This window comes from Microbacterium sp. NPDC091662 (genome assembly GCF_044756705.1).
Taxonomy (GTDB): Bacteria; Actinomycetota; Actinomycetes; order Actinomycetales; family Microbacteriaceae; genus Microbacterium.
Genome location: NZ_JBIVTM010000001.1, coordinates 558,224 through 575,894, shown reverse-complemented (window position 1 = coordinate 575,894; position 17,671 = coordinate 558,224). Strand labels below are relative to the sequence as shown.

Here is a 17,671-nt window from a genome sequence, read left to right as displayed (position 1 = left end):
GCGGGCGTCATTCGATGCGGAACAGCCTCATCGACGTGCCCGAGACCGGCAGCACATCGCCCGGCGCGAAGACCTCTTCCTCGTCGGAAGGGCGTTCCTGGGCGCTCGACCACAGCGAGACGAAGCGGGTCGCGGCTTCGATCTCGACGGGCAGACGCACATCGATGGGCGACTCGGTCCCGTGCACGATGAGCAGGATGCGGTTGTAGGCCTCGGTGTCCGGTGTGGAGGCGGCGACGTACTGCAGCGTCCTGTTCCCGGGATCGGCCCATTGCCCCTGTTCCATGGTCTCGCCGTTCTGGTCGTACCAGTCCATCACCGAGGCATTGGGGATGTGCTCGCCGAGACGGGCGTATCGGCTGGGGCGCAGCGCCGGGTTCTCCTGGCGCAGATGGATGAGGCGCGAGACATGCGAGCGCAGATCTTCCTGCCACGGTTCGAACTCCCAGCCGAGCCACGTCAGCGCGGAGTCCTGCGCGTAGGCGTTGTTGTTGCCGCGCTGCGTGCGCCCGACCTCGTCTCCGGCCGTGAGCATCGGGATACCGGCCGAGAGCAGGAGGGTGCCGAGCAGGTTGCGCATGGCCTTGCGACGCGCGGCGAGAATCGTGGGATCGTCGGTGGGGCCCTCGATGCCGTGGTTGAAGGCTCGGTTCATGTCGGCCCCGTCGCGGTTCTGCTCGCCGTTGGCCTCGTTGTGCTTGACGTCGTAGGAGACGAGGTCGTGGAGCGTGAAGCCGTCGTGCGCGGTGACGAAGTTGACGCTCGCGAGCGGACCGCGGTCTTCGCTGAAGGTGTTCGACGATCCGGCGAGCCGCGTCGCGAACCCGCCGATGCCGACCGGAGCGGAAGCCCGGCGCGCGTAGTCGATGTCGCTCAGCCAGAAGTTGCGCACGCGGTCGCGATAGCGATCGTTCCACTCGTGCCAGCCCGCGGGGAAGTTCCCGGTCTGCCAGCCGCCGAGGCCGACGTCCCACGGCTCGGCGATGAGCTTGGTGTCGGCGAGGATCGGATCGCTCGCGATCGCCGAGAGAAGCGGATGCTCCGGAGTGTAGGTGTGGGCGGCGTCGCGGGCGATGGCCGTGGCGAGGTCGAAACGGAAGCCGTCGATCTGCATCTCCTGCGCCCAATAGCGCAAGGAATCCAGCACGAGCCTGGCACCGGCTTCGGTCGCCGTGTTCAGGGTGTTCCCGCAGCCGGTGGTGTCGATGTAGACCCCGGACTCGTCCTGGCGGTAGTAGTTCGCGTTGTCGATGCCGCGCAGGCTCGAGCGCGGACCGCCGATGCCCTCTTCCGAGGTGTGGTTGTAGACGACGTCGAGGATGACTTCGAGGCCTGCCTCGTGCAGCAGCCGAACCATACCCTTGAACTCGGCGAGCACCGCCTCCGGCCCCTCCTTGCGGGCATCCTCTGTGGCATAGGCGGTGTGCGGGGTGAAGAAGTTCAGCGTGTTGTACCCCCAGTAGTTGGTGAGGCCGCGCTCGAGGAGGCGTGGCTCCGGCACGAAAGCATGGACCGGGAGCAGCTCGATCGACGTGATTCCCAGGGAGTGGAAGTACTCGGTCATCGCGGGGTGGGCGAGCCCGGCGTAGGTGCCGTGCAGCGCGGGGGGAACATCGGGATGGCGCTTGGTGAGGCCCTTGAGATGCCCCTCGTAGATGACGGTGCGGTCCAACGGCACCCGAGGCTTCTGCGAGTTTCCCCAGTCGAAGCCGTCGACGATCACGACCGAGCGCCATTCCTCGTAGCCGTCGCCTTGCGCGAGACCGCGGGCGTAGGGGTCCAGCAGCAGCGTCTCCGGGTTGAACGTGTTGCCCGGCCCGTGGGGACCTCCGACGCGGATGGCGTATCGGACACCGGGCTGCAGCAGCTCGGTGGTGACTTCCCAGACGCCCCCGGCGAGTCGCTCCAGCGGCACTTCGTCGGTCGCCCAGTCGAGGTCGGTGGCGTCGAAGACGACCAGTTCGATCGATGAGGCGTTCTGTGACCAGACGCGCAGGGTGCCGACGCCGTCGTGCAGACGGACGCCGAGATTGTCGAGGGAGGGGCCCCCGGGCACGGGGAGGTCACGGGACGCGGGCATGAGTACACACTAGGCGCGATGTGTTGCCGTCTCATGTCAAGGCGTACCGGTTCCCGATGCGGCGCCCCGACTCGATCGTTTCGCGAGAGAATCGAAGGATGCGGCACTATCTCGACCACGCGGCGACCACGCCGCTGCGCCCCGAAGCGCGCGACGCCTGGCTTGCCGCTTCGGAGACGGTCGGCAATGCGTCCTCGACGCACGGGGCAGGACAGGACGCGCGCCGGCTGCTCGAGGAGTCCCGCGAGCGCGTCGCCGCGGTGCTCGAGGCCGACCCGATCGAGATCGTGTTCACCTCGGGGGGTACGGAGTCCATCAATCTCGCGCTACAGGGGCTGTGGCACGCGCGGGCAGAGGGAACGTCGGCGATCGTGATGCCCGACGCCGAGCATCACGCGACGATGGACACGGTGGCCGCGCTCGTGCAGGAGGGGGCCGAGCTACGACGAGTGCTCGTCGCCTCCGACGCACGGATCGACCCCGTGCAGTTCGCCGCGCAGCTTCCCGGAGCCGCCCTCGCGACCGCGCTCGCTGCGAACAACGAGGCCGGCACCATCAACGACACCCGGGCTCTCGGGGCGGTTGCCGCGGAAGCCGGAGTCCCGCTGCACATCGACGCCGTCGCGGCACTCGGACACGTCCCCCTGTCGTTCCGCGCTCTGCGTGGCGACGCCGCTGGAGCGGTCGGCCTCGTCGCGATGAGCCTCGCGGGTCACAAGATCGGTGCGCCCGTCGGCGTCGGAGTGCTCATCGCAGCCCGCACGGCTCGCCTCACCGCGCTGTTGCGTGGGGGAGCGCAGCAGCGCGGTCTGCGCGCCGGCACGCAGGACATCGCCGGAGCCGCGGCGTTCGCCACGGCGCTCGAGCTCGCAGAGAGCGAGCGAGTGGGGGAGGCCTCGCGACTGAGTGCGTTGCGCGACCGTCTCGTGACGGGCATCCGGGCCGCCGTGCCGTCGGCCGAGCTTCTGGGCGACCCGTACGTGCGCCTTCCCGGCAACGCGCACGTACTGTTCCCCGGTGCGGTGGGAGAGAGCCTGCTGTTCCTCCTCGACGTCGCCGGAGTCGCCGCCTCGACCGGCTCCGCCTGCCAGGCCGGTGTGGCCGAGCCGTCGCATGTGGTGATGGCGATGGGGCGCAGCGAACAGGATGCGCGCAGCGTGCTGCGGTTCTCGCTCGGTCGCACTTCGACCGATGCCGACGTCGATGCGGTGCTCGCCGCCATCGCGGATGCGTACTTACGCGCATCCGGCGCCGGCACAGCCTCGCGCTCGTAGACTGGTCTCATGCGGATCCTTGCGGCGATGAGCGGTGGAGTCGACTCCGCCGTCGCGGCCGCCAGGGCTGTGGAGGCGGGGCACGACGTGGTCGGAGTGCATCTGGCGCTCTCCCGGGCCGGGGGAACCCTGCGCACCGGCAGCCGCGGCTGCTGCACGATCGAGGATGCTCTCGACGCCCGTCGTGCCGCCGACGTGCTCGGTATTCCGTTCTACGTCTGGGACTTCTCGGAGCGGTTCCGCGATGACGTGATCGCGGACTTCATCTCCGAGTACCAGGCCGGTCGCACCCCGAATCCCTGCATGCGCTGCAACGAGAAGATCAAGTTCGCCGCTCTGCTGGAGCGGGCCATCGAGCTCGGATTCGACGCCGTGTGCACCGGGCACTACGCCACCTTGATCGACGGTGACGGAGGCCTCGAGCTGCACCGCGCCTCCGACAACGCCAAGGACCAGTCCTACGTGCTGGGTGTCCTCACCGCCGAGCAGCTCGCGCATACGTACTTCCCGCTGGGCACGACACCCTCGAAGGCGATCGTGCGCGCCGAAGCCGAAGAACGCGGTCTGAGCGTGGCGCAGAAGCCCGACAGCCACGACATCTGCTTCATCCCCGACGGTGACACTCGCGGCTGGCTCGCCGAGAAGGTCGGCACGGCGACGGGCGAGATCGTCGACCGCAGCGGAGATGTCGTCGGCTCGCACGAGGGAGCCCATGCCTTCACCGTCGGGCAACGTCGCGGTCTCAAGCTCGGGGTCCCCGCTGCCGACGGCAAGCCGAGGTTCGTCCTCGAAGTGCGTCCGATCTCGAACACTGTCGTGGTCGGGCCGAAGGAAGCACTCGCCATCGCCGAGATCGCGGGGGAGCGGTTCAGCTGGGCCGGCGCCGCGCCGACCGAATCATCCTTCGACTGCCACGTGCAGATCCGGGCACACGCCGAGCCGGTCGCCGCACACGCCGAGGTCTCGGACGGCGGTGTGCGCGTCACGCCCGAGGTCCCACTCGACGGCGTCGCACCGGGGCAGACCGCGGTGCTCTACATCGGAACCCGCGTGCTCGGGCAGTTCACGATCGACACCACGGTCTCGGCCGTCCCCGTCGGCGCGTAGACGCTTCCGGTGTCGGTGCCCGCTCGTAGACTGGCGGGGTGCCGGAGAACATCTCGCTGGAAGACGCCCGTACCGAAGCCGAAGAGCTGACCACTCGCATCCTCGATGCCAAAGAGGCCTACTACGGCCGCGACACCTCGGTCGTCGACGACTTCACCTATGACGGATGGATGCAGCGGCTCGAAGAACTCGAGCGGCTGCATCCCGAGCTTCAGGGGCAGGACTCGCCCACGCAGATGGTCGGTGCCGCCGAGGCGACCGGTCTTGCGACCATCGAACACGCCGAGCGCATGCTCAGCCTCGACAATGTCTTCTCGATCGACGAGCTGAGGGAGTGGGCGGCTAAGACCAAAGCCTCGGCAGGCCGCGAGGTCGCCTGGCTCACAGAGCTCAAGATCGACGGCCTCGCCATCAACCTCCGCTATGAGAACGGCGTCCTCACGTCTGCTGCGACCCGAGGGGACGGCCGCGTGGGTGAGATCGTCACCGAGAATGCGCTGCGTCTTCCCGAGATCCCGTATCGGCTGGAGGGCGAGGGGCACCCCGACATCGTCGAGGTGCGCGGTGAGGTGTTCATCCCTGTGGCCGCGTTCGAACGTCTCAATGCGGCGCAGGCGACTTTCCGCGACCGCGCCTACGCCGATGCGCTCGAGCGCTGGGAGGCTCGGGGCGGCGTGAAGAAGCCCTTCGACGACGAGAAGGCGCGCACCGCGGCGGCACGGCGGTTCCCGGCGTTCGCGAACCCCCGCAATGCGGCGAGCGGTGGGCTCCGTCAGCAGATCGACAAGAAGAACGGCCTCGAACTCGAAGCAGGGCTGTTGCGAATCGAGTCGCTCGCACTGTACGTGCACGGTGTCGGTGCATGGGAGAACCCTCCGGTCGCCGCGCAGAGCGAGGTGTACGACCTGCTCGCGGAGTGGGGGCTGCCCACCAGCCCGCACACGAAGGTCTGCCACACGGTCGACGAGGTCGTCACGTTCGTCGAGTACTTCGGGGAGCATCGCCACGACATCGAGCATGAGCTCGACGGCATCGTGGTCAAGGTCGACGAGCTCGAGCTGCACGACGAGCTCGGCGCGACGAGCCGGGCCCCCAGGTGGGCGATCGCCTACAAGTACCCGCCGGAAGAGGTGCAGACGACGCTGCTCGACATCGTCGTGTCGGTCGGTCGCACGGGGCGAGCGACTCCGTTCGCGGTCATGGCGCCCGCGCACGTCGCCGGCTCCGTGGTCCGCCAGGCGACGCTGCACAACAAAGACGTCGTCAAGGCGAAGGGTGTGCTGATCGGCGACACGGTCGTGCTGCGCAAAGCCGGCGACGTGATCCCCGAGGTCCTCGGGCCGGTCGTCGAGAAGCGCGACGGCACCGAGCGCGAGTTCGTGATGCCCGTCGAGTGCCCGGAGTGCGGCACGCCCCTGCGAGCCATGAAAGAGGGCGACATCGATCTGCGGTGCCCGAACGCGCGTTCGTGCCCGGCGCAGGTGCGCGGACGCGTCGAGCACATCGGCTCGCGCGGTGCCCTCGACGTCGAAGCACTCGGCGAGGTCACCGCTGCCGCTCTGACGCAGCCGACCTCTCCCGCGGTGCCGCCGCTCGAGACCGAGGCTGGTCTGTTCGCGCTCACCCTCGAAGAGCTCGTCCCCATCGAACTGTTCGTCCGCGATGCCGAGACGGGTCTTCCCAAGGAAGATGACGATGGGATCGTGAAGACCCGCGCGCCTTTCCGACGCAACCCCACAGCGGCCGAGAAGAAGTCCGGTCTCGACGGTCCGCAGCCCTCTTCCCAGGCACTCACGCTCCTCGCAGAACTGGAGAAGGCGAAGACCAAGGATCTGTGGCGGCTTCTCGTCTCCCTGAACATCCGCCATGTCGGCCCCGTCGCCGCGAGGGCGCTCGCGCAGTGGTTCGGGTCGCTCGACGCGATCCGCGCGGCGTCGCGTGACGAGCTCGCCGCGGTGGAGGGTGTGGGCGGCATCATCGCGGACTCCCTGCGGGACTGGTTCGAGGTCGACTGGCACCAGGAGATCGTGCAGCGGTGGGAGGATGCGGGCGTGCAGTGGGCGACGCCAGGACACCCTGGTCCCGGCGCGGCCGTCGCCGCGGGGGGTGTGCTGGAGGGCCTCACCGTCGTCGCCACCGGTTCCCTCGACGGCTACACTCGCGACGGCGCGCAGGAGGCCATCATCAACGCGGGTGGTAAAGCGGCATCGAGCGTGTCGAAGAAGACCGATTTCGTCGCGGCCGGCCCCGGAGCGGGCTCCAAGCTCGCGAAGGCCGAGGAACTGGGGCTCCGGATTCTCGATGCCACGCAGTTCCACATCCTGGTGACCGAGGGGCCGGATGCGCTCCCTCCCGCGGGCGAAGGGTCGTGAAGCGCTACGGTCCTCTCATGGTCGTTCCGGAAGCGCTCGCTGTCGGAGACCCCGGTCGGAATCATCTGCGTCTGACCCCTGACGCGGTGATCATCCGAGACGGGGTCGAGAACCGTGGGATCGTGAGTTGGGGCGACGTCGACACGATCGTGATGGACGTTCCCACGACGAGATTCCGCCTGCCGGGTCTCGTGGGAACCATCCTGCTCGGTGCTCTGACGGCTGCGATGCTGACCGACCCCGGAGTCGACCCTGACGACGGCTCCGTGACTCTGACCGTCGAAGGAGAACCGCGAATCCTGCCCCTGAGCAGGCACCACGCTGGGGGATATTGGGCGCCGACGGTCACCGGCGCGCATCGACTGATCGCCCATCTCATCGCGAACCCCGAGCAGCGTGCGCTGCTCACCCGCCCAGAGCCTCTAATCGACGTCGCCGCACGACTCGCGCGCGGAACGAGATAGTCCGTTCCGCGCGCGAGTGATGGTCAGCTCTTGTGGCGTGGCTTGCGGTACGGCTTCTCGTCACGCGTGTCGCGCGCCGGCCGCTCGTCGCGATCCCGTCGCTCGAAACGGTCGCCCCGGCCACCGGCCTCACGGGGACCGCCGGCACGGCGCGCGCCCCCGGGACCGCGGTCGGGCTTGATCTCGATCAGGCGCCCCGAGATGCGCGTATCCCGCAGCTTCTCGAGAACGGACTGATCGAGATTCGACGGCAGCTCGACGGTGGAGAAGTCGGGGCGGATGTTGATCGCGCCGAAGTCGTCACGTCCCAGACCGCCCTCGTTCGCCAGAGCACCGACGATCTGGCGAGGCTCGACGCGGTGACGTCGGCCGACCTCGATGCGGTAGGCGGTGTAGTCACCTCGTCCGCGCCGTTCGGTGCGAGGCTCGCGAGCGTCGCGTCCCGTGCGCTCGCGGGGCGGACGGTTGTCTGCTTCGACCGCCTTGGTGAGGGGATCGTTCGCGGGGTCGAGGAGCAGCGGTTTGTCGCCCTGCGCCACGACGGCGAGGGCTGCGGCCACGTCGCCTTCGGGAACATCGTGGTGACGCACGTAGTGCGCGACGATGTCGCGGAAGGCCTCGATGCGCCCGGTCTCCGACAGCGCGGTGGTGATCGCGTCGTCGAAGCGGTTCAGACGCGTGGTGTTCACATCTTCGGTGCTCGGCAGCTGCATCTGGGTGGGCTGCTGACGCGTCGCCTTCTCGATGTGCTTGAGCAGGTAGCGCTCGCGCGGGGTGATGAAGCTGATCGCGTCTCCCGAACGCCCGGCGCGTCCGGTGCGCCCGATGCGGTGCACGTACGACTCGGTGTCGGTCGGGATGTCGAAGTTGACGACGTGACTGATGCGCTCGACGTCGAGGCCGCGCGCAGCCACATCGGTCGCGACGAGGATGTCGAGCTTGCCGTCCTTGAGCTGGTTGACGCTGCGCTCGCGCTGCACCTGCGGCACGTCGCCGTTGATGGCGGCGGCGGAGTACCCCCGGGCACGCAGCTTCTCGGCGAGCGTCTCGGTCTCGTTCTTGGTGCGGACGAACACGATCATGCCGTCGAAGTTCTCGACCTCGAGGATACGGGTGAGCGCATCGACCTTCTGCGCGTACGACACGACGAGATAGCGCTGGGTGATGTTGGTACCCGTGGCCGTCTTCGACTTGATGCTGATCTCCTCCGGGTCACGCAGGTACTTCTGCGCGAGGCGGCGGATCTGCGGTGGCATCGTCGCGGAGAACAAGGCGACCTGCTTCTCCTCTGGCGTCTGGGCGAGGATCTGCTCCACATCTTCGGCGAAGCCCATCTTCAGCATCTCGTCGGCTTCGTCGAGTACGAGGTACTGGAGCTGCGACAGGTCGAGGGTGCCCTTGGCGAGGTGGTCCATGATGCGGCCTGGGGTGCCGACGATCACATGTACTCCACGGCGCAGCGCCGACAGCTGCACGCCGTAGCCCTGTCCGCCGTAGACGGGGAGGACGTGCACGCCCTTCATCTTGGAGGCGTACGACTCGAATGCCTCGCACACCTGGAGGGCGAGCTCACGGGTGGGCGCGAGCACGAGGGCCTGGGGGGTCTTCTGGGAGACGTCGAGGCGCTCGAGCACGGGAAGCGCGAATGCCGCGGTCTTCCCGGTACCGGTCTGCGCCATTCCGACGACATCGCGGCCGGCGAGGAGCGTCGGGATGGTGGCCGCCTGGATGGGCGAGGGCGTCTCGTAGCCGAGGTCTTTGATGGCTTTGAGGACGGGCCCGGTGATGCCGAGCTCCTCGAATCCGGGGGTCGCGGGAGATTCGTCGGGGGCGTCGGTCAGCACTGCATCTTCAGGGGTCACTTCCCAAGGGTAGCGCGCTACGGCGTCCGCCGCCTGTGAGGGCGTCCTCATGCACCGGTGTTGAGCGCGACCAGCTTCTCCTTCACCTGGCGCCGGAGCACCTTTCCGATCAGCGACTTCGGGAGTTCGTCGACCACGAAGACGCGACGCGGGACCTTGTACGGGGTGAGGATGCTGCGCGCGAACTCACGAACAGCCTCGACGTCGACGTCGGTCTCGGGATCGATGACGATCGCGGCGACGACCTCTTCGCCGGAGTGCTCGCTCGGCAGACCGACGACCGCGGCATCCACGACCTGCGGGTGCTGGCGCAGAGCGTTCTCGACTTCGGTGGGGGCGACGTTGAAGCCACCTGTGATGATGAGCTCCTTGATGCGATCGACGATGCGCACGAAGCCGGCGCCGTCGATCGTGACGATGTCGCCGGTGCGGTACCAGCCGTCGATGAAGACCGCCTCGGTCTCTTCCGGCTTGCCGTAGTACCCCGAGAACACCTGCGGGCCTCGAACGACGAGTTCGCCGGCGGAACCTGCCGGCACGTCTTGGCTCGGGTTCTCCGGATCCACCACGCGGCATTCCGTGCCCGGCAGGGGGAGTCCGACGGTGCCCGGTACGCGGTTGTCGGCGACCGGATTCGCCATCAGGACGGGCGAGCACTCGCTGAGCCCGTAACCCTCGACGAGATAGCCGTTCGTCGCTTCCTCGAAGGGGACGACCAACTCGTGCGGCAGGGCCATCGCTCCGGAGATCGCGACCTCGATACCGTCGAGCGACACGCCCCTCGCCTTCGCCGCGGCGAGGAGGCGGTCCGCGATGGGCGGCACCAGCGGCAGGAACGTCGCGGGGTGCTTCTTGACGACGTCGAGCACGAGGTCAGGATCGAACTTGGGGAAGAGCACGAGTCGAGCCCCCATCGACATCGCGAACGTCAGACAGAGGGTCAGACCATAGGCGTGGAACATCGGAAGGACCGCGTACACGACACATCCGTTGCCGCGTCGGATCGAGGGAACCCAGGCCTGCGACTGTGCGGCGTTGGCCAGCAGATTGCGATGGGTGAGCGCTGCCCCCTTCGGTGTTCCCGTCGTTCCGGAGGTGTACTGGATGATCGCCAGATCGTCGATGCGCGGCATCGGATGCGTCGCCGGCAGCGGGGCCGAAGCGAGCAGCGAGTCCCAGATCACCGTGCCGCGCACCTTGTCCGTGAGCGCCGCCCGGGATTCGCGGGCCTTCGAGACAGGAAGTCGCAGGGCGAAGCGTGTGAGAGCCGGCATGGCACGTGTCACATCGACGGAGATGAGGTTCGTCACGGCGAGATCCGCCGGGAAATCCTGCACCGTGGAGACCACCTTGTTCCACACGATCGCATGCTTCGCGCCATGGTCCTCGAACTGTTTGCGCAGCTCCCGAGGCGTGTAGAGGGGGTTGTGCTCGACGACGACGGCGCCGAGTCGCAGCACCGCATAGAAGGCCACGATGTGCTGTGGGCAGTTCGGCAGCACGATCGCCACAGGGTCGCCGGCGCGGACGCCGAGATCCCGCAACCCTGTCGCCGCGCGGTCGATCGCTGCCTGCAGCTGTGCGTACGTCGTCTCCCGCCCGAAGAACTGCAGCGCTGGGGCGTCGGGGTAGTCCCGCGCTGAGGCTGCGACGATGTCGACGAGCGATCCGTCGACCGGGGAGAGGTCTTCCGGGACGCCTGCGGCGTAGCTGGCGACCCACGGGCGAGGGGGTTGGAACGTGCTCACCCGCCCAGCATATGTCGAGGTGCTCGTGGGTCATGGGAGTTCGGAGCGCGCCAACTAGACTGGGGGAGTGTCTGAAATCACCCCTGAACTCGTGCGCCATCTCGGTGTGCTCGCACGCATCCAGCTGAACGACGACGAGGTGTCGCGGCTCACGGGCCAGCTCGACGCGATCGTCGACAACATCGCGAAGGTGTCGGAGGTCGCGACCGCCGACGTCGTGGCGACGAGCCACCCGATCCCGCTGAGCAATGTGTTCCGTCCCGATGTGGTCGGCCAGACGCTCACGCACGAGCAGGTGCTCCAGAACGCCCCGGACGCCGCCGACGGCCGCTTCCGTGTCACCGCGATCCTGGGAGAAGAGCAGTGAGCGACATCATCCGACTCGATGCGGCGGATCTGGCAGCGAAGCTGGCCTCTCGCGAGGTCTCCAGCGTCGAGGCGACCCAGGCGCACCTCGACCGCATCGCCGCCGTCGACGGTGACGTCCACGCCTTCCTGCACGTCAACGAGGGAGCCCTCGAGGCCGCAGCGGCGATCGACGCGCGTCGGGCCGCCGGCGAGACCCTCGGGCCGCTTGCCGGCGTGCCCCTGGCGATCAAGGACGTCCTCGTCACGACCGACCAGCCCACGACCAGCGGCTCGCGCATCCTCGAGGGGTATCGCTCGCCCTACGACGCCACGGTCGTCGCGCGTTCACGCGCCGCGGGACTGGTCCCGCTCGGCAAGACCAACATGGACGAGTTCGCCATGGGGTCCTCCACTGAGCACTCCGCGTACGGCCCCACGCACAACCCCTGGGACCTCGACCGCATCCCCGGCGGTTCCGGTGGCGGCTCGGCTGCCGCTGTCGCCGCATTCGAGGCACCGCTCGCTCTCGGCTCCGACACGGGCGGCTCGATCCGTCAGCCCGCGCACGTGACCGGCACGGTCGGCGTCAAGCCGACGTACGGCGGTGTGAGCCGCTACGGCGCGATCGCCCTCGCCTCCAGCCTCGACCAGGTCGGCCCCGTCTCGCGGACGGTCCTCGACTCCGGGCTGCTGCACGACGCGATCGGCGGCCACGATCCGAAGGACTCGACGTCGCTGCGCGATGCATGGCCCTCGTTCGCGGAGGCGGCTCGTGAAGGTGCGCGCGGAGACGTGCTCAAGGGTCTCAAGGTCGGCGTGATCCGGGAGCTGCCGGACAGCGGCTTCCAGCCCGGCGTCGCAGCCTCGTTCCGCAGCGCGCTCGCGCTCATGGAGGCGCAGGGCGCGGAGATCGTCGAGATCGGTGCTCCCCACTTCGAATACGGAGTCGCCGCGTACTACCTGATCCTCCCCGCGGAAGCGTCGAGCAACCTCGCGAAGTTCGACTCCGTGCGGTTCGGTCTGCGGGTCACTCCCGACGGCAACCCGACCGTCGAGGATGTCATGTCGGCGACCCGCGACGCCGGTTTCGGCGATGAGGTCAAGCGCCGCATCATCCTCGGTACCTATGCCCTGTCGGCGGGCTACTACGACGCGTACTACGGCAGTGCACAGAAGGTCCGCACGCTCATCCAGCAGGACTTCGCGAACGCCTTCGCCGAGGTCGACGTGATCGCGACGCCCTCGGCGCCGACCACGGCATTCAAGCTCGGAGAGAAGATCGACGATCCGCTGCAGATGTACCTCAACGACATCACCACGATTCCGGTGAACCTGGCCGGCGTCCCGGGCATCTCCATCCCCAGCGGTCTGGCCGATGATGACGGACTCCCCGTCGGCATCCAGTTCATCGCGCCTGCGCGCGAGGACGCTCGTCTCTACAAGGTCGGCGCCGCGCTCGAGACTCTGCTCGTCGACTCGTGGGGTGCGCCGCTGCTCACCCGTGCACCGCAGCTCGCAGGAGGGAAGCGCTGATGGCCGCCGCCAAGCTCATGGACTTCGACAAGGCGCTCGAACTGTTCGAGCCGGTCCTCGGATTCGAGGTGCACGTCGAGCTCAACACCAACACGAAGATGTTCTCCGACGCGCCGAACCCGGCGAACGAGGCTTACCACGCGGCGGAGCCGAACACTCTGATCGCGCCCGTCGACCTCGGTCTTCCCGGATCGCTGCCGGTGGTGAACGAGACGGCGATACGCTCGTCGATCAGCCTGGGCCTCGCGCTCGGCTGCTCGATCGCGGAATCGAGCAGGTTCGCCCGGAAGAACTACTTCTACCCGGATCTCGGCAAGAACTACCAGATCTCGCAGTACGACGAGCCGATCGCCTACGAGGGATCGGTCGAGGTCGAGCTCGAGGACGGCACGCTCATCACGATCCCCATCGAGCGCGCTCATATGGAGGAAGACGCCGGAAAACTCACCCACATGGGTGGGGCGACCGGTCGCATCCAGGGTGCCGAGTACTCGCTGGTCGACTACAACCGCGCGGGTGTTCCGCTGGTCGAGATCGTGACGAACATCATCTACGGCACCGAGCATCGCGCACCGGAGGTCGCCAAGGCATACGTGCAGGCGATCCGTGACATCGTCCGCGGTCTCGGAATCTCCGAGGCCCGGCTGGAACGCGGAAACCTGCGCTGCGACGCGAACGTCTCCCTGCGTCCGCGGGGCACCGACAAGCTCGGCACCCGCACCGAGACGAAGAACGTCAACTCCATGCGCTCCGTCGAGCGGGCCGTGAGGTACGAGATCCAGCGTCAGGCGCAGATCCTCGCCGACGGCGGCACGATCACGCAGGAGACGCGGCACTGGCACGAGGACACCGGCACGACGTCACCGGGTCGTCCGAAGTCGGATGCCGACGACTACCGCTATTTCCCTGAGCCCGACCTGCTGCCCGTGGAGCCGGCCGCCGCGCTGATCGAGGAGCTGCGAGCAGCCCTTCCCGAGCAGCCAGTGGCCCGACGTCGCCGTCTGATGACCGAGTGGGGCTTCACCGACCTGGAGTTCCAGGACGTGCGCAACGGCGGTCTGCTCGAAGTGGTCGAGGCGACCATCGCCGCCGGTGCGACTCCGGCGACTGCCCGCAAGTGGTGGACGGGGGAGATCTCCCGTCTCGCGAACGCGCAGGAGAAGGACGCCACCGAGCTGATCAGTCCGGAGAACGTCGCCGCACTGCAGCAGCTCGTCGACGCGGGTACCCTCACCGACAAGCTCGCCCGCCAGGTGCTCGAAGGCGTGATCGCGGGTGAAGGTACTCCGCAGGACGTCGTCGATGCCCGTGGTCTCGCTGTGGTGTCGGACGACGGCGCGCTCATCGCGGCGATCGACGAGGCCCTCGCAGCCCAGCCCGATGTGATGGCGAAGATCAAGGACGGCAAGGTCCAGGCCGCCGGCGCCGTGATCGGTGCCGTGATGAAGGCGATGAAGGGCCAGGCGGACGCAGCCCGCGTCCGTGAACTCATCCTCGAGCGCGCTGCCCAGTAGCGCGTGGCCCCGGGTCTCCTGTCGGAGGCCCGGGGGAGAATGGTCGTATGGGACACGGTGACGGCAGAGGGCGGATCGTCTCCGCCGCCGACGCCGACGACACCGGGACCCGCATCCTCCACGTCGACATGGACGCGTTCTATGCGGCCGTCGAAGTTCTCGACGACCCGTCGCTGCGTGGTCTGCCGTTGATCATCGGCGCGCCGGACGGCCGCTCCGTCGTCTCGAGCGCCTCGTACGAGGCCCGGCGATACGGCGTACGCGCAGCGATGCCGGTATCGCAGGCGATACGACTGTGTCCGTCCGCACGTATCGTGCCCCCGCACTTCCATCGCTACCAAGAGGTCTCCCGGCAGGTGATGGCGATCTTCGAGTCGTTCACACCGCTCGTCGAGCCGTTGTCCGTCGACGAGGCATTCCTCGATGTGCAGGGTGTGCGCCGTCTCTGGGGCAGCCCTGCGCACATCGCCGAGCTCATTCGCGCGCGTGTGCTCGATGAGGTCGGCATCACCTGCAGCGTCGGGGTCGCCGCCACCAAGCACGTCGCGAAGATGGCTTCGACGATCTCCAAGCCCGACGGCATGCTCGTCGTTGCCGCGAAGGACACGCTCGAATTCCTCGCTCCTCGCCCTGTCCGCGCTATGTGGGGAGTCGGACCGAAGGCGGCCGAGGCACTGGAGGCACGCGGCATCCGCACCGTGAGAGATGTCCGCGAAGCTCCGCGCGACCTGATCGAACGTGCCGTCGGTCCTGCCCTGAGTGCACGCCTTGCGCAGCTCGCGATGGGTGAGGATGCGCGAGCCGTCGATACGGTGCGAGTGGAGAAGAGCATCGGTCATGAGGAGACCTTCGACACGGACATCCTCGATCGTCCGTACCTCCGTGCGGAACTACTCCGACTCGCCGACCGTGTCGCCGCACGGCTCCGCCGCGCTGAGTGGGAGACGACGACCGTCGCCATCAAGATCCGGTTCGACGACTTCCGCACTCTGAGTCGATCTCAGACGCTCAGCGAGCCCACCGCAGTCGGGCAGCGCATCGGAGAGGCTGCGCAGTCACTGTTCGAGCAGATCGACCGGCGCGATCCGGTGCGTCTGGTCGGCGTCAGAGCCGAGAATCTACGACCGGCCGGCGGCGGCGGTCTCGGGCTCTGGGACGACGACGAGGACTGGCGCAGAGTCGAGGGCGCTATGGACGAGGCCGTGGCCCGGTTCGGCACGGCGACCATCAGCCGCGCGCGACACATCGGCCGTGGTGACGGTCGGGGCACCGCGCAGCACCCGAAGGCCCACGGCCTGGATTGATCCCACGCGCGCGCGGTTCCTCGACTAGCGTGGGGGTATGCCGAACATTGCACTGGAACTCGGAAAGCAAGCTGCGTCCTTCGGCGTGAAGAGCGCGTACGGAGAGCCGCAGGATGTCGATGGCGTGAGCATCACTCCGGTGGCGTTCACCTACTCGGGCTTCGGCGGTGGCAGCGGGGACGGTGCAGAGGGCGGTGGCGGTGGCGGTGTCTCCGTGCCGGTCGGCGTCTACGTGCGTCGCGAAGAGGGTCTGCGCTTCGAGCCGAACATCGTCACGCTGCTCGTGGTGGCGGTGCCGTTCGTCTGGGTCGCCGGACGGGCGCTCACTCGCATCATCCGTGCCCTCAAGAAGTGACGATCCGGTCGCGGCCGCGCTGGAGCAGGCCGCGACGCTGATCGAGCGGGATGTTCGCGCCGTTGCCGCTGCGAACCCCGTCGTGCTCATCGATGGCGGCAGCGGCGCGGGAAAGTCGTCGCTCGCTGCGCTGTTGGTACGTCGCTGGCCGGTGGTCGGTCACGTGCAGCTCATCGCACTGGACTCCATCTACCCGGGCTGGGATGGACTCGACGACGGCGCTGAGCGCGCTCTCGACTGGATCCTCCGTCCCCACGGCCGTGGCTATCTCGGCACCTGGCGGCGCTGGGACTGGGCGGCCGGCACCGAGGCGGAGAGTCACGCCGTCGACCCGGCTCTGGGAGTGATCATCGAGGGCAGCGGGATCCTCCGACCCTCGACTGCAGGCCTCGCCGACGTCAGGGTATGGGTGGAGTCGGCAGAGGCGTCGAGGAAGACGCGTGCCCTGGCGCGCGACGGCGACGCCTACCGGCCGCACTGGGAGCGGTGGGCGGCACAGGAACGCCGACACGTCGAGCGGGACAGCCCTCGATCCCTCGCCACGCGAGTCGTCGAGGTTCCTTAGAGGTTCCTATCGTCGTCGGCCTCGTCTGCGGCCTGGATGAGGAGTTCCAGGCGATACCCGAGCCAGTCGTACACGTCGTGGCGACCATCCGTCGAGGTCTGTTCGTCGGACGTGATCCCTAGCCGCGTCGCTATGACGAGGCGAATGGCGGTCAGCGTGCGGAGCCAGGCGTCGATATCCTCCACGAGCACGGCCATCTCTCGCGTCCGGCGCGCTTCCGCCTCGGCGAGGTCATCGCTGGGGAAGTCACCGAGACTCGCACGCGTCCGGCGTGCATCGGCGAGTCGTCGATCGAGGAGGTCATCCCGTGTGCTCTCGGCGAATCCGACGGCGGAGTCCGGGTCGTCGGGGTAGGGGGTGGGCGTGAGCCGGTCGATCGCGGGGTCGCCGACGGCTCTCGATGTGCCGAGCAGCTCGATGAAGTCATCGGTGAGCTTCGCGAGGTGGAGTTCCTCGATTCCGGTGATGGTGACGGTGATCGTGTCCCTGGTCACTGCGAGGCCTTCCTGACTGTCGCCCAGAGGCCGTAGTCGTGCATGGCCTGCGCGTGGACTTCCATGGTTTCGCGCGGACCCGTGGCCACGATGGCATGCCCGTCATGGTGGACAGCGAGCATGAGCGTCGTCGCGTGTTCGAGGGAGTATCCGAAGTACGTGCGGAAGACGCGGACCACGTAGCTCATCAGATTGACCGGGTCGTTCCAGACGACCACCTGCCACGGCTCGAGGGGAGCGGCGCTCAGGTCGGTCACCTCGTCGAGGTCGGGTACCGCGGCGGGGATCGTCATGCCCAGCCCATCTCGTGCAGCTGCGCGTCGTCGATGCCGTAGAAGTGCGCGATCTCATGCACCAAGGTGGTGTGGATCTCGTCGCGGAGGTCTTCCTCGGTCTCACACTGCGCCAGGTGCGGTTCGCGATAGACCACGATGCGATCGGGCAGCTCTCCCATTCCGTATTGGGTCCGGTCGGTCAACGCCAGTCCGTCGTAGAGACCGAGCAGGTCGAGGCTGCCGTCTTCCGGCCGGGCCTCCACCACGAACACGACGTTCTCCAACCCTTCGACCATGTCGTCGGGAAGTTGATCGAGCTCGTCGATCACGAGCGCTTCGAAGGCCGCGGCATCCATGTCCATTCCCTCCAGCCTAG

The 17,671-nt window shown here is 67.9% G+C and carries 16 protein-coding genes; 10 read left to right on the top strand and 6 right to left on the bottom strand.

Annotated features, from left to right (window positions below):
• Positions 1 to 7: 7 nt before the first annotated feature.
• Positions 8 to 2,080 (bottom strand): glycogen debranching protein GlgX, encoded by a 2,073-nt coding sequence (gene glgX, locus ACIQLD_RS02840; protein WP_402604746.1) that lies wholly within the window; start codon positions 2,078 to 2,080, stop codon positions 8 to 10.
• Between the two features lie 98 nt (positions 2,081 to 2,178).
• Here glgX and ACIQLD_RS02835 point away from each other — a divergent pair, with 98 nt between their 5' ends.
• Genes ACIQLD_RS02835 through ACIQLD_RS02820 form a run of 4 tightly spaced genes read left to right on the top strand, consistent with a single transcriptional unit; the run spans position 2,179 to position 7,297 of the window.
• Complete coding sequence (locus ACIQLD_RS02835) at positions 2,179 to 3,354, top strand: cysteine desulfurase family protein (RefSeq protein WP_402604743.1); 1,176 nt, start codon at positions 2,179 to 2,181, stop codon at positions 3,352 to 3,354.
• A gap of 9 nt (positions 3,355 to 3,363) precedes the next feature.
• On the top strand, positions 3,364 to 4,461 hold the full coding sequence (gene mnmA, locus ACIQLD_RS02830) for a tRNA 2-thiouridine(34) synthase MnmA (RefSeq protein ID WP_402604740.1): 1,098 nt from the start codon (positions 3,364 to 3,366) through the stop codon (positions 4,459 to 4,461).
• Positions 4,462 to 4,499: 38 nt separating this feature from the next.
• Complete coding sequence (gene ligA, locus ACIQLD_RS02825; RefSeq protein WP_402604738.1) at positions 4,500 to 6,833, top strand: NAD-dependent DNA ligase LigA; 2,334 nt, start codon at positions 4,500 to 4,502, stop codon at positions 6,831 to 6,833.
• 17 nt (positions 6,834 to 6,850) lie between these two features.
• Positions 6,851 to 7,297: a hypothetical protein gene (locus tag ACIQLD_RS02820; RefSeq protein ID WP_402604736.1), complete on the top strand. Its 447-nt coding sequence runs from the start codon at positions 6,851 to 6,853 to the stop codon at positions 7,295 to 7,297.
• Between the two features lie 23 nt (positions 7,298 to 7,320).
• Here the strand turns inward: ACIQLD_RS02820 and ACIQLD_RS02815 are convergent, their stop codons facing one another.
• On the bottom strand, positions 7,321 to 9,159 hold the full coding sequence (locus ACIQLD_RS02815) for a DEAD/DEAH box helicase (protein ID WP_402604734.1): 1,839 nt from the start codon (positions 9,157 to 9,159) through the stop codon (positions 7,321 to 7,323).
• Positions 9,160 to 9,206: 47 nt separating this feature from the next.
• Positions 9,207 to 10,907, bottom strand: coding sequence for a long-chain-fatty-acid--CoA ligase (locus ACIQLD_RS02810; RefSeq protein WP_402604731.1), 1,701 nt, complete (start codon positions 10,905 to 10,907; stop codon positions 9,207 to 9,209).
• Between the two features lie 67 nt (positions 10,908 to 10,974).
• On the opposite strand from ACIQLD_RS02810, the gene gatC reads away from it, so the two are divergent.
• From gatC to ACIQLD_RS02780, 6 genes are read left to right on the top strand one after another with little or no spacing between them, the layout of a single operon-like run.
• The gene (gatC, locus tag ACIQLD_RS02805; RefSeq protein ID WP_029259178.1) at positions 10,975 to 11,274 is read left to right on the top strand and encodes an Asp-tRNA(Asn)/Glu-tRNA(Gln) amidotransferase subunit GatC; all 300 of its coding nucleotides are present in this window, start codon (positions 10,975 to 10,977) and stop codon (positions 11,272 to 11,274) included.
• Positions 11,271 to 12,788 carry an Asp-tRNA(Asn)/Glu-tRNA(Gln) amidotransferase subunit GatA gene (gene gatA, locus ACIQLD_RS02800; protein ID WP_402604728.1) on the top strand — a complete coding sequence of 506 codons (1,518 nt, stop codon included), beginning with the start codon at positions 11,271 to 11,273 and terminating at the stop codon, positions 12,786 to 12,788. The genes gatC and gatA overlap by 4 nt, the downstream gene beginning before the upstream one ends.
• A complete protein-coding gene (gene gatB / locus ACIQLD_RS02795; RefSeq protein ID WP_402604725.1) occupies positions 12,788 to 14,302 on the top strand; it encodes an Asp-tRNA(Asn)/Glu-tRNA(Gln) amidotransferase subunit GatB in 1,515 nt (504 codons plus the stop codon). The genes gatA and gatB overlap by 1 nt, the downstream gene beginning before the upstream one ends.
• A gap of 47 nt (positions 14,303 to 14,349) precedes the next feature.
• The gene (gene dinB, locus ACIQLD_RS02790; RefSeq protein WP_402604722.1) at positions 14,350 to 15,606 is read left to right on the top strand and encodes a DNA polymerase IV; all 1,257 of its coding nucleotides are present in this window, start codon (positions 14,350 to 14,352) and stop codon (positions 15,604 to 15,606) included.
• 37 nt (positions 15,607 to 15,643) lie between these two features.
• Positions 15,644 to 15,961, top strand: coding sequence for a hypothetical protein (locus ACIQLD_RS02785; RefSeq protein ID WP_031206169.1), 318 nt, complete (start codon positions 15,644 to 15,646; stop codon positions 15,959 to 15,961).
• Positions 15,945 to 16,526, top strand: coding sequence for a hypothetical protein (locus ACIQLD_RS02780; RefSeq protein WP_402604719.1), 582 nt, complete (start codon positions 15,945 to 15,947; stop codon positions 16,524 to 16,526). The genes ACIQLD_RS02785 and ACIQLD_RS02780 overlap by 17 nt, the downstream gene beginning before the upstream one ends.
• Here the strand turns inward: ACIQLD_RS02780 and ACIQLD_RS02775 are convergent.
• Genes ACIQLD_RS02775 through ACIQLD_RS02765 form a run of 3 tightly spaced genes read right to left on the bottom strand, consistent with a single transcriptional unit; the run spans position 16,523 to position 17,657 of the window.
• The gene (locus ACIQLD_RS02775; protein WP_402604717.1) at positions 16,523 to 17,020 is read right to left on the bottom strand and encodes a DUF2017 family protein; all 498 of its coding nucleotides are present in this window, start codon (positions 17,018 to 17,020) and stop codon (positions 16,523 to 16,525) included. The two genes, ACIQLD_RS02780 and ACIQLD_RS02775, sit on opposite strands and share 4 nt — an antisense overlap.
• Positions 17,017 to 17,313, bottom strand: coding sequence for an ATP-dependent Clp protease adapter ClpS (gene clpS / locus ACIQLD_RS02770; protein ID WP_402604714.1), 297 nt, complete (start codon positions 17,311 to 17,313; stop codon positions 17,017 to 17,019). The genes ACIQLD_RS02775 and clpS overlap by 4 nt, the downstream gene beginning before the upstream one ends.
• Positions 17,310 to 17,657 (bottom strand): metallopeptidase family protein, encoded by a 348-nt coding sequence (locus ACIQLD_RS02765; RefSeq protein WP_402604712.1) that lies wholly within the window; start codon positions 17,655 to 17,657, stop codon positions 17,310 to 17,312. Before ACIQLD_RS02765 ends, clpS begins: the two co-directional genes overlap by 4 nt.
• Positions 17,658 to 17,671: the final 14 nt, after the last annotated feature.

Bases quoted from the DNA above. Each gene is read 5' to 3' on its own strand.
- dinB (WP_402604722.1), top strand. From the start codon at position 14,350: ATGGGACACGGTGACGGCAGAGGGCGGATCGTCTCCGCCGCCGACGCC.
- ACIQLD_RS02820 (WP_402604736.1), top strand. From the start codon at position 6,851: ATGGTCGTTCCGGAAGCGCTCGCTGTCGGAGACCCCGGTCGGAATCAT.
- mnmA (WP_402604740.1), top strand. From the start codon at position 3,364: ATGCGGATCCTTGCGGCGATGAGCGGTGGAGTCGACTCCGCCGTCGCG.
- clpS (WP_402604714.1), bottom strand. From the start codon at position 17,313: ATGACGATCCCCGCCGCGGTACCCGACCTCGACGAGGTGACCGACCTG.
- ACIQLD_RS02835 (WP_402604743.1), top strand. From the start codon at position 2,179: ATGCGGCACTATCTCGACCACGCGGCGACCACGCCGCTGCGCCCCGAA.
- ACIQLD_RS02785 (WP_031206169.1), top strand. From the start codon at position 15,644: ATGCCGAACATTGCACTGGAACTCGGAAAGCAAGCTGCGTCCTTCGGC.
- glgX (WP_402604746.1), bottom strand. From the start codon at position 2,080: ATGCCCGCGTCCCGTGACCTCCCCGTGCCCGGGGGCCCCTCCCTCGAC.
- gatB (WP_402604725.1), top strand. From the start codon at position 12,788: ATGGCCGCCGCCAAGCTCATGGACTTCGACAAGGCGCTCGAACTGTTC.
- ACIQLD_RS02765 (WP_402604712.1), bottom strand. From the start codon at position 17,657: ATGGACATGGATGCCGCGGCCTTCGAAGCGCTCGTGATCGACGAGCTC.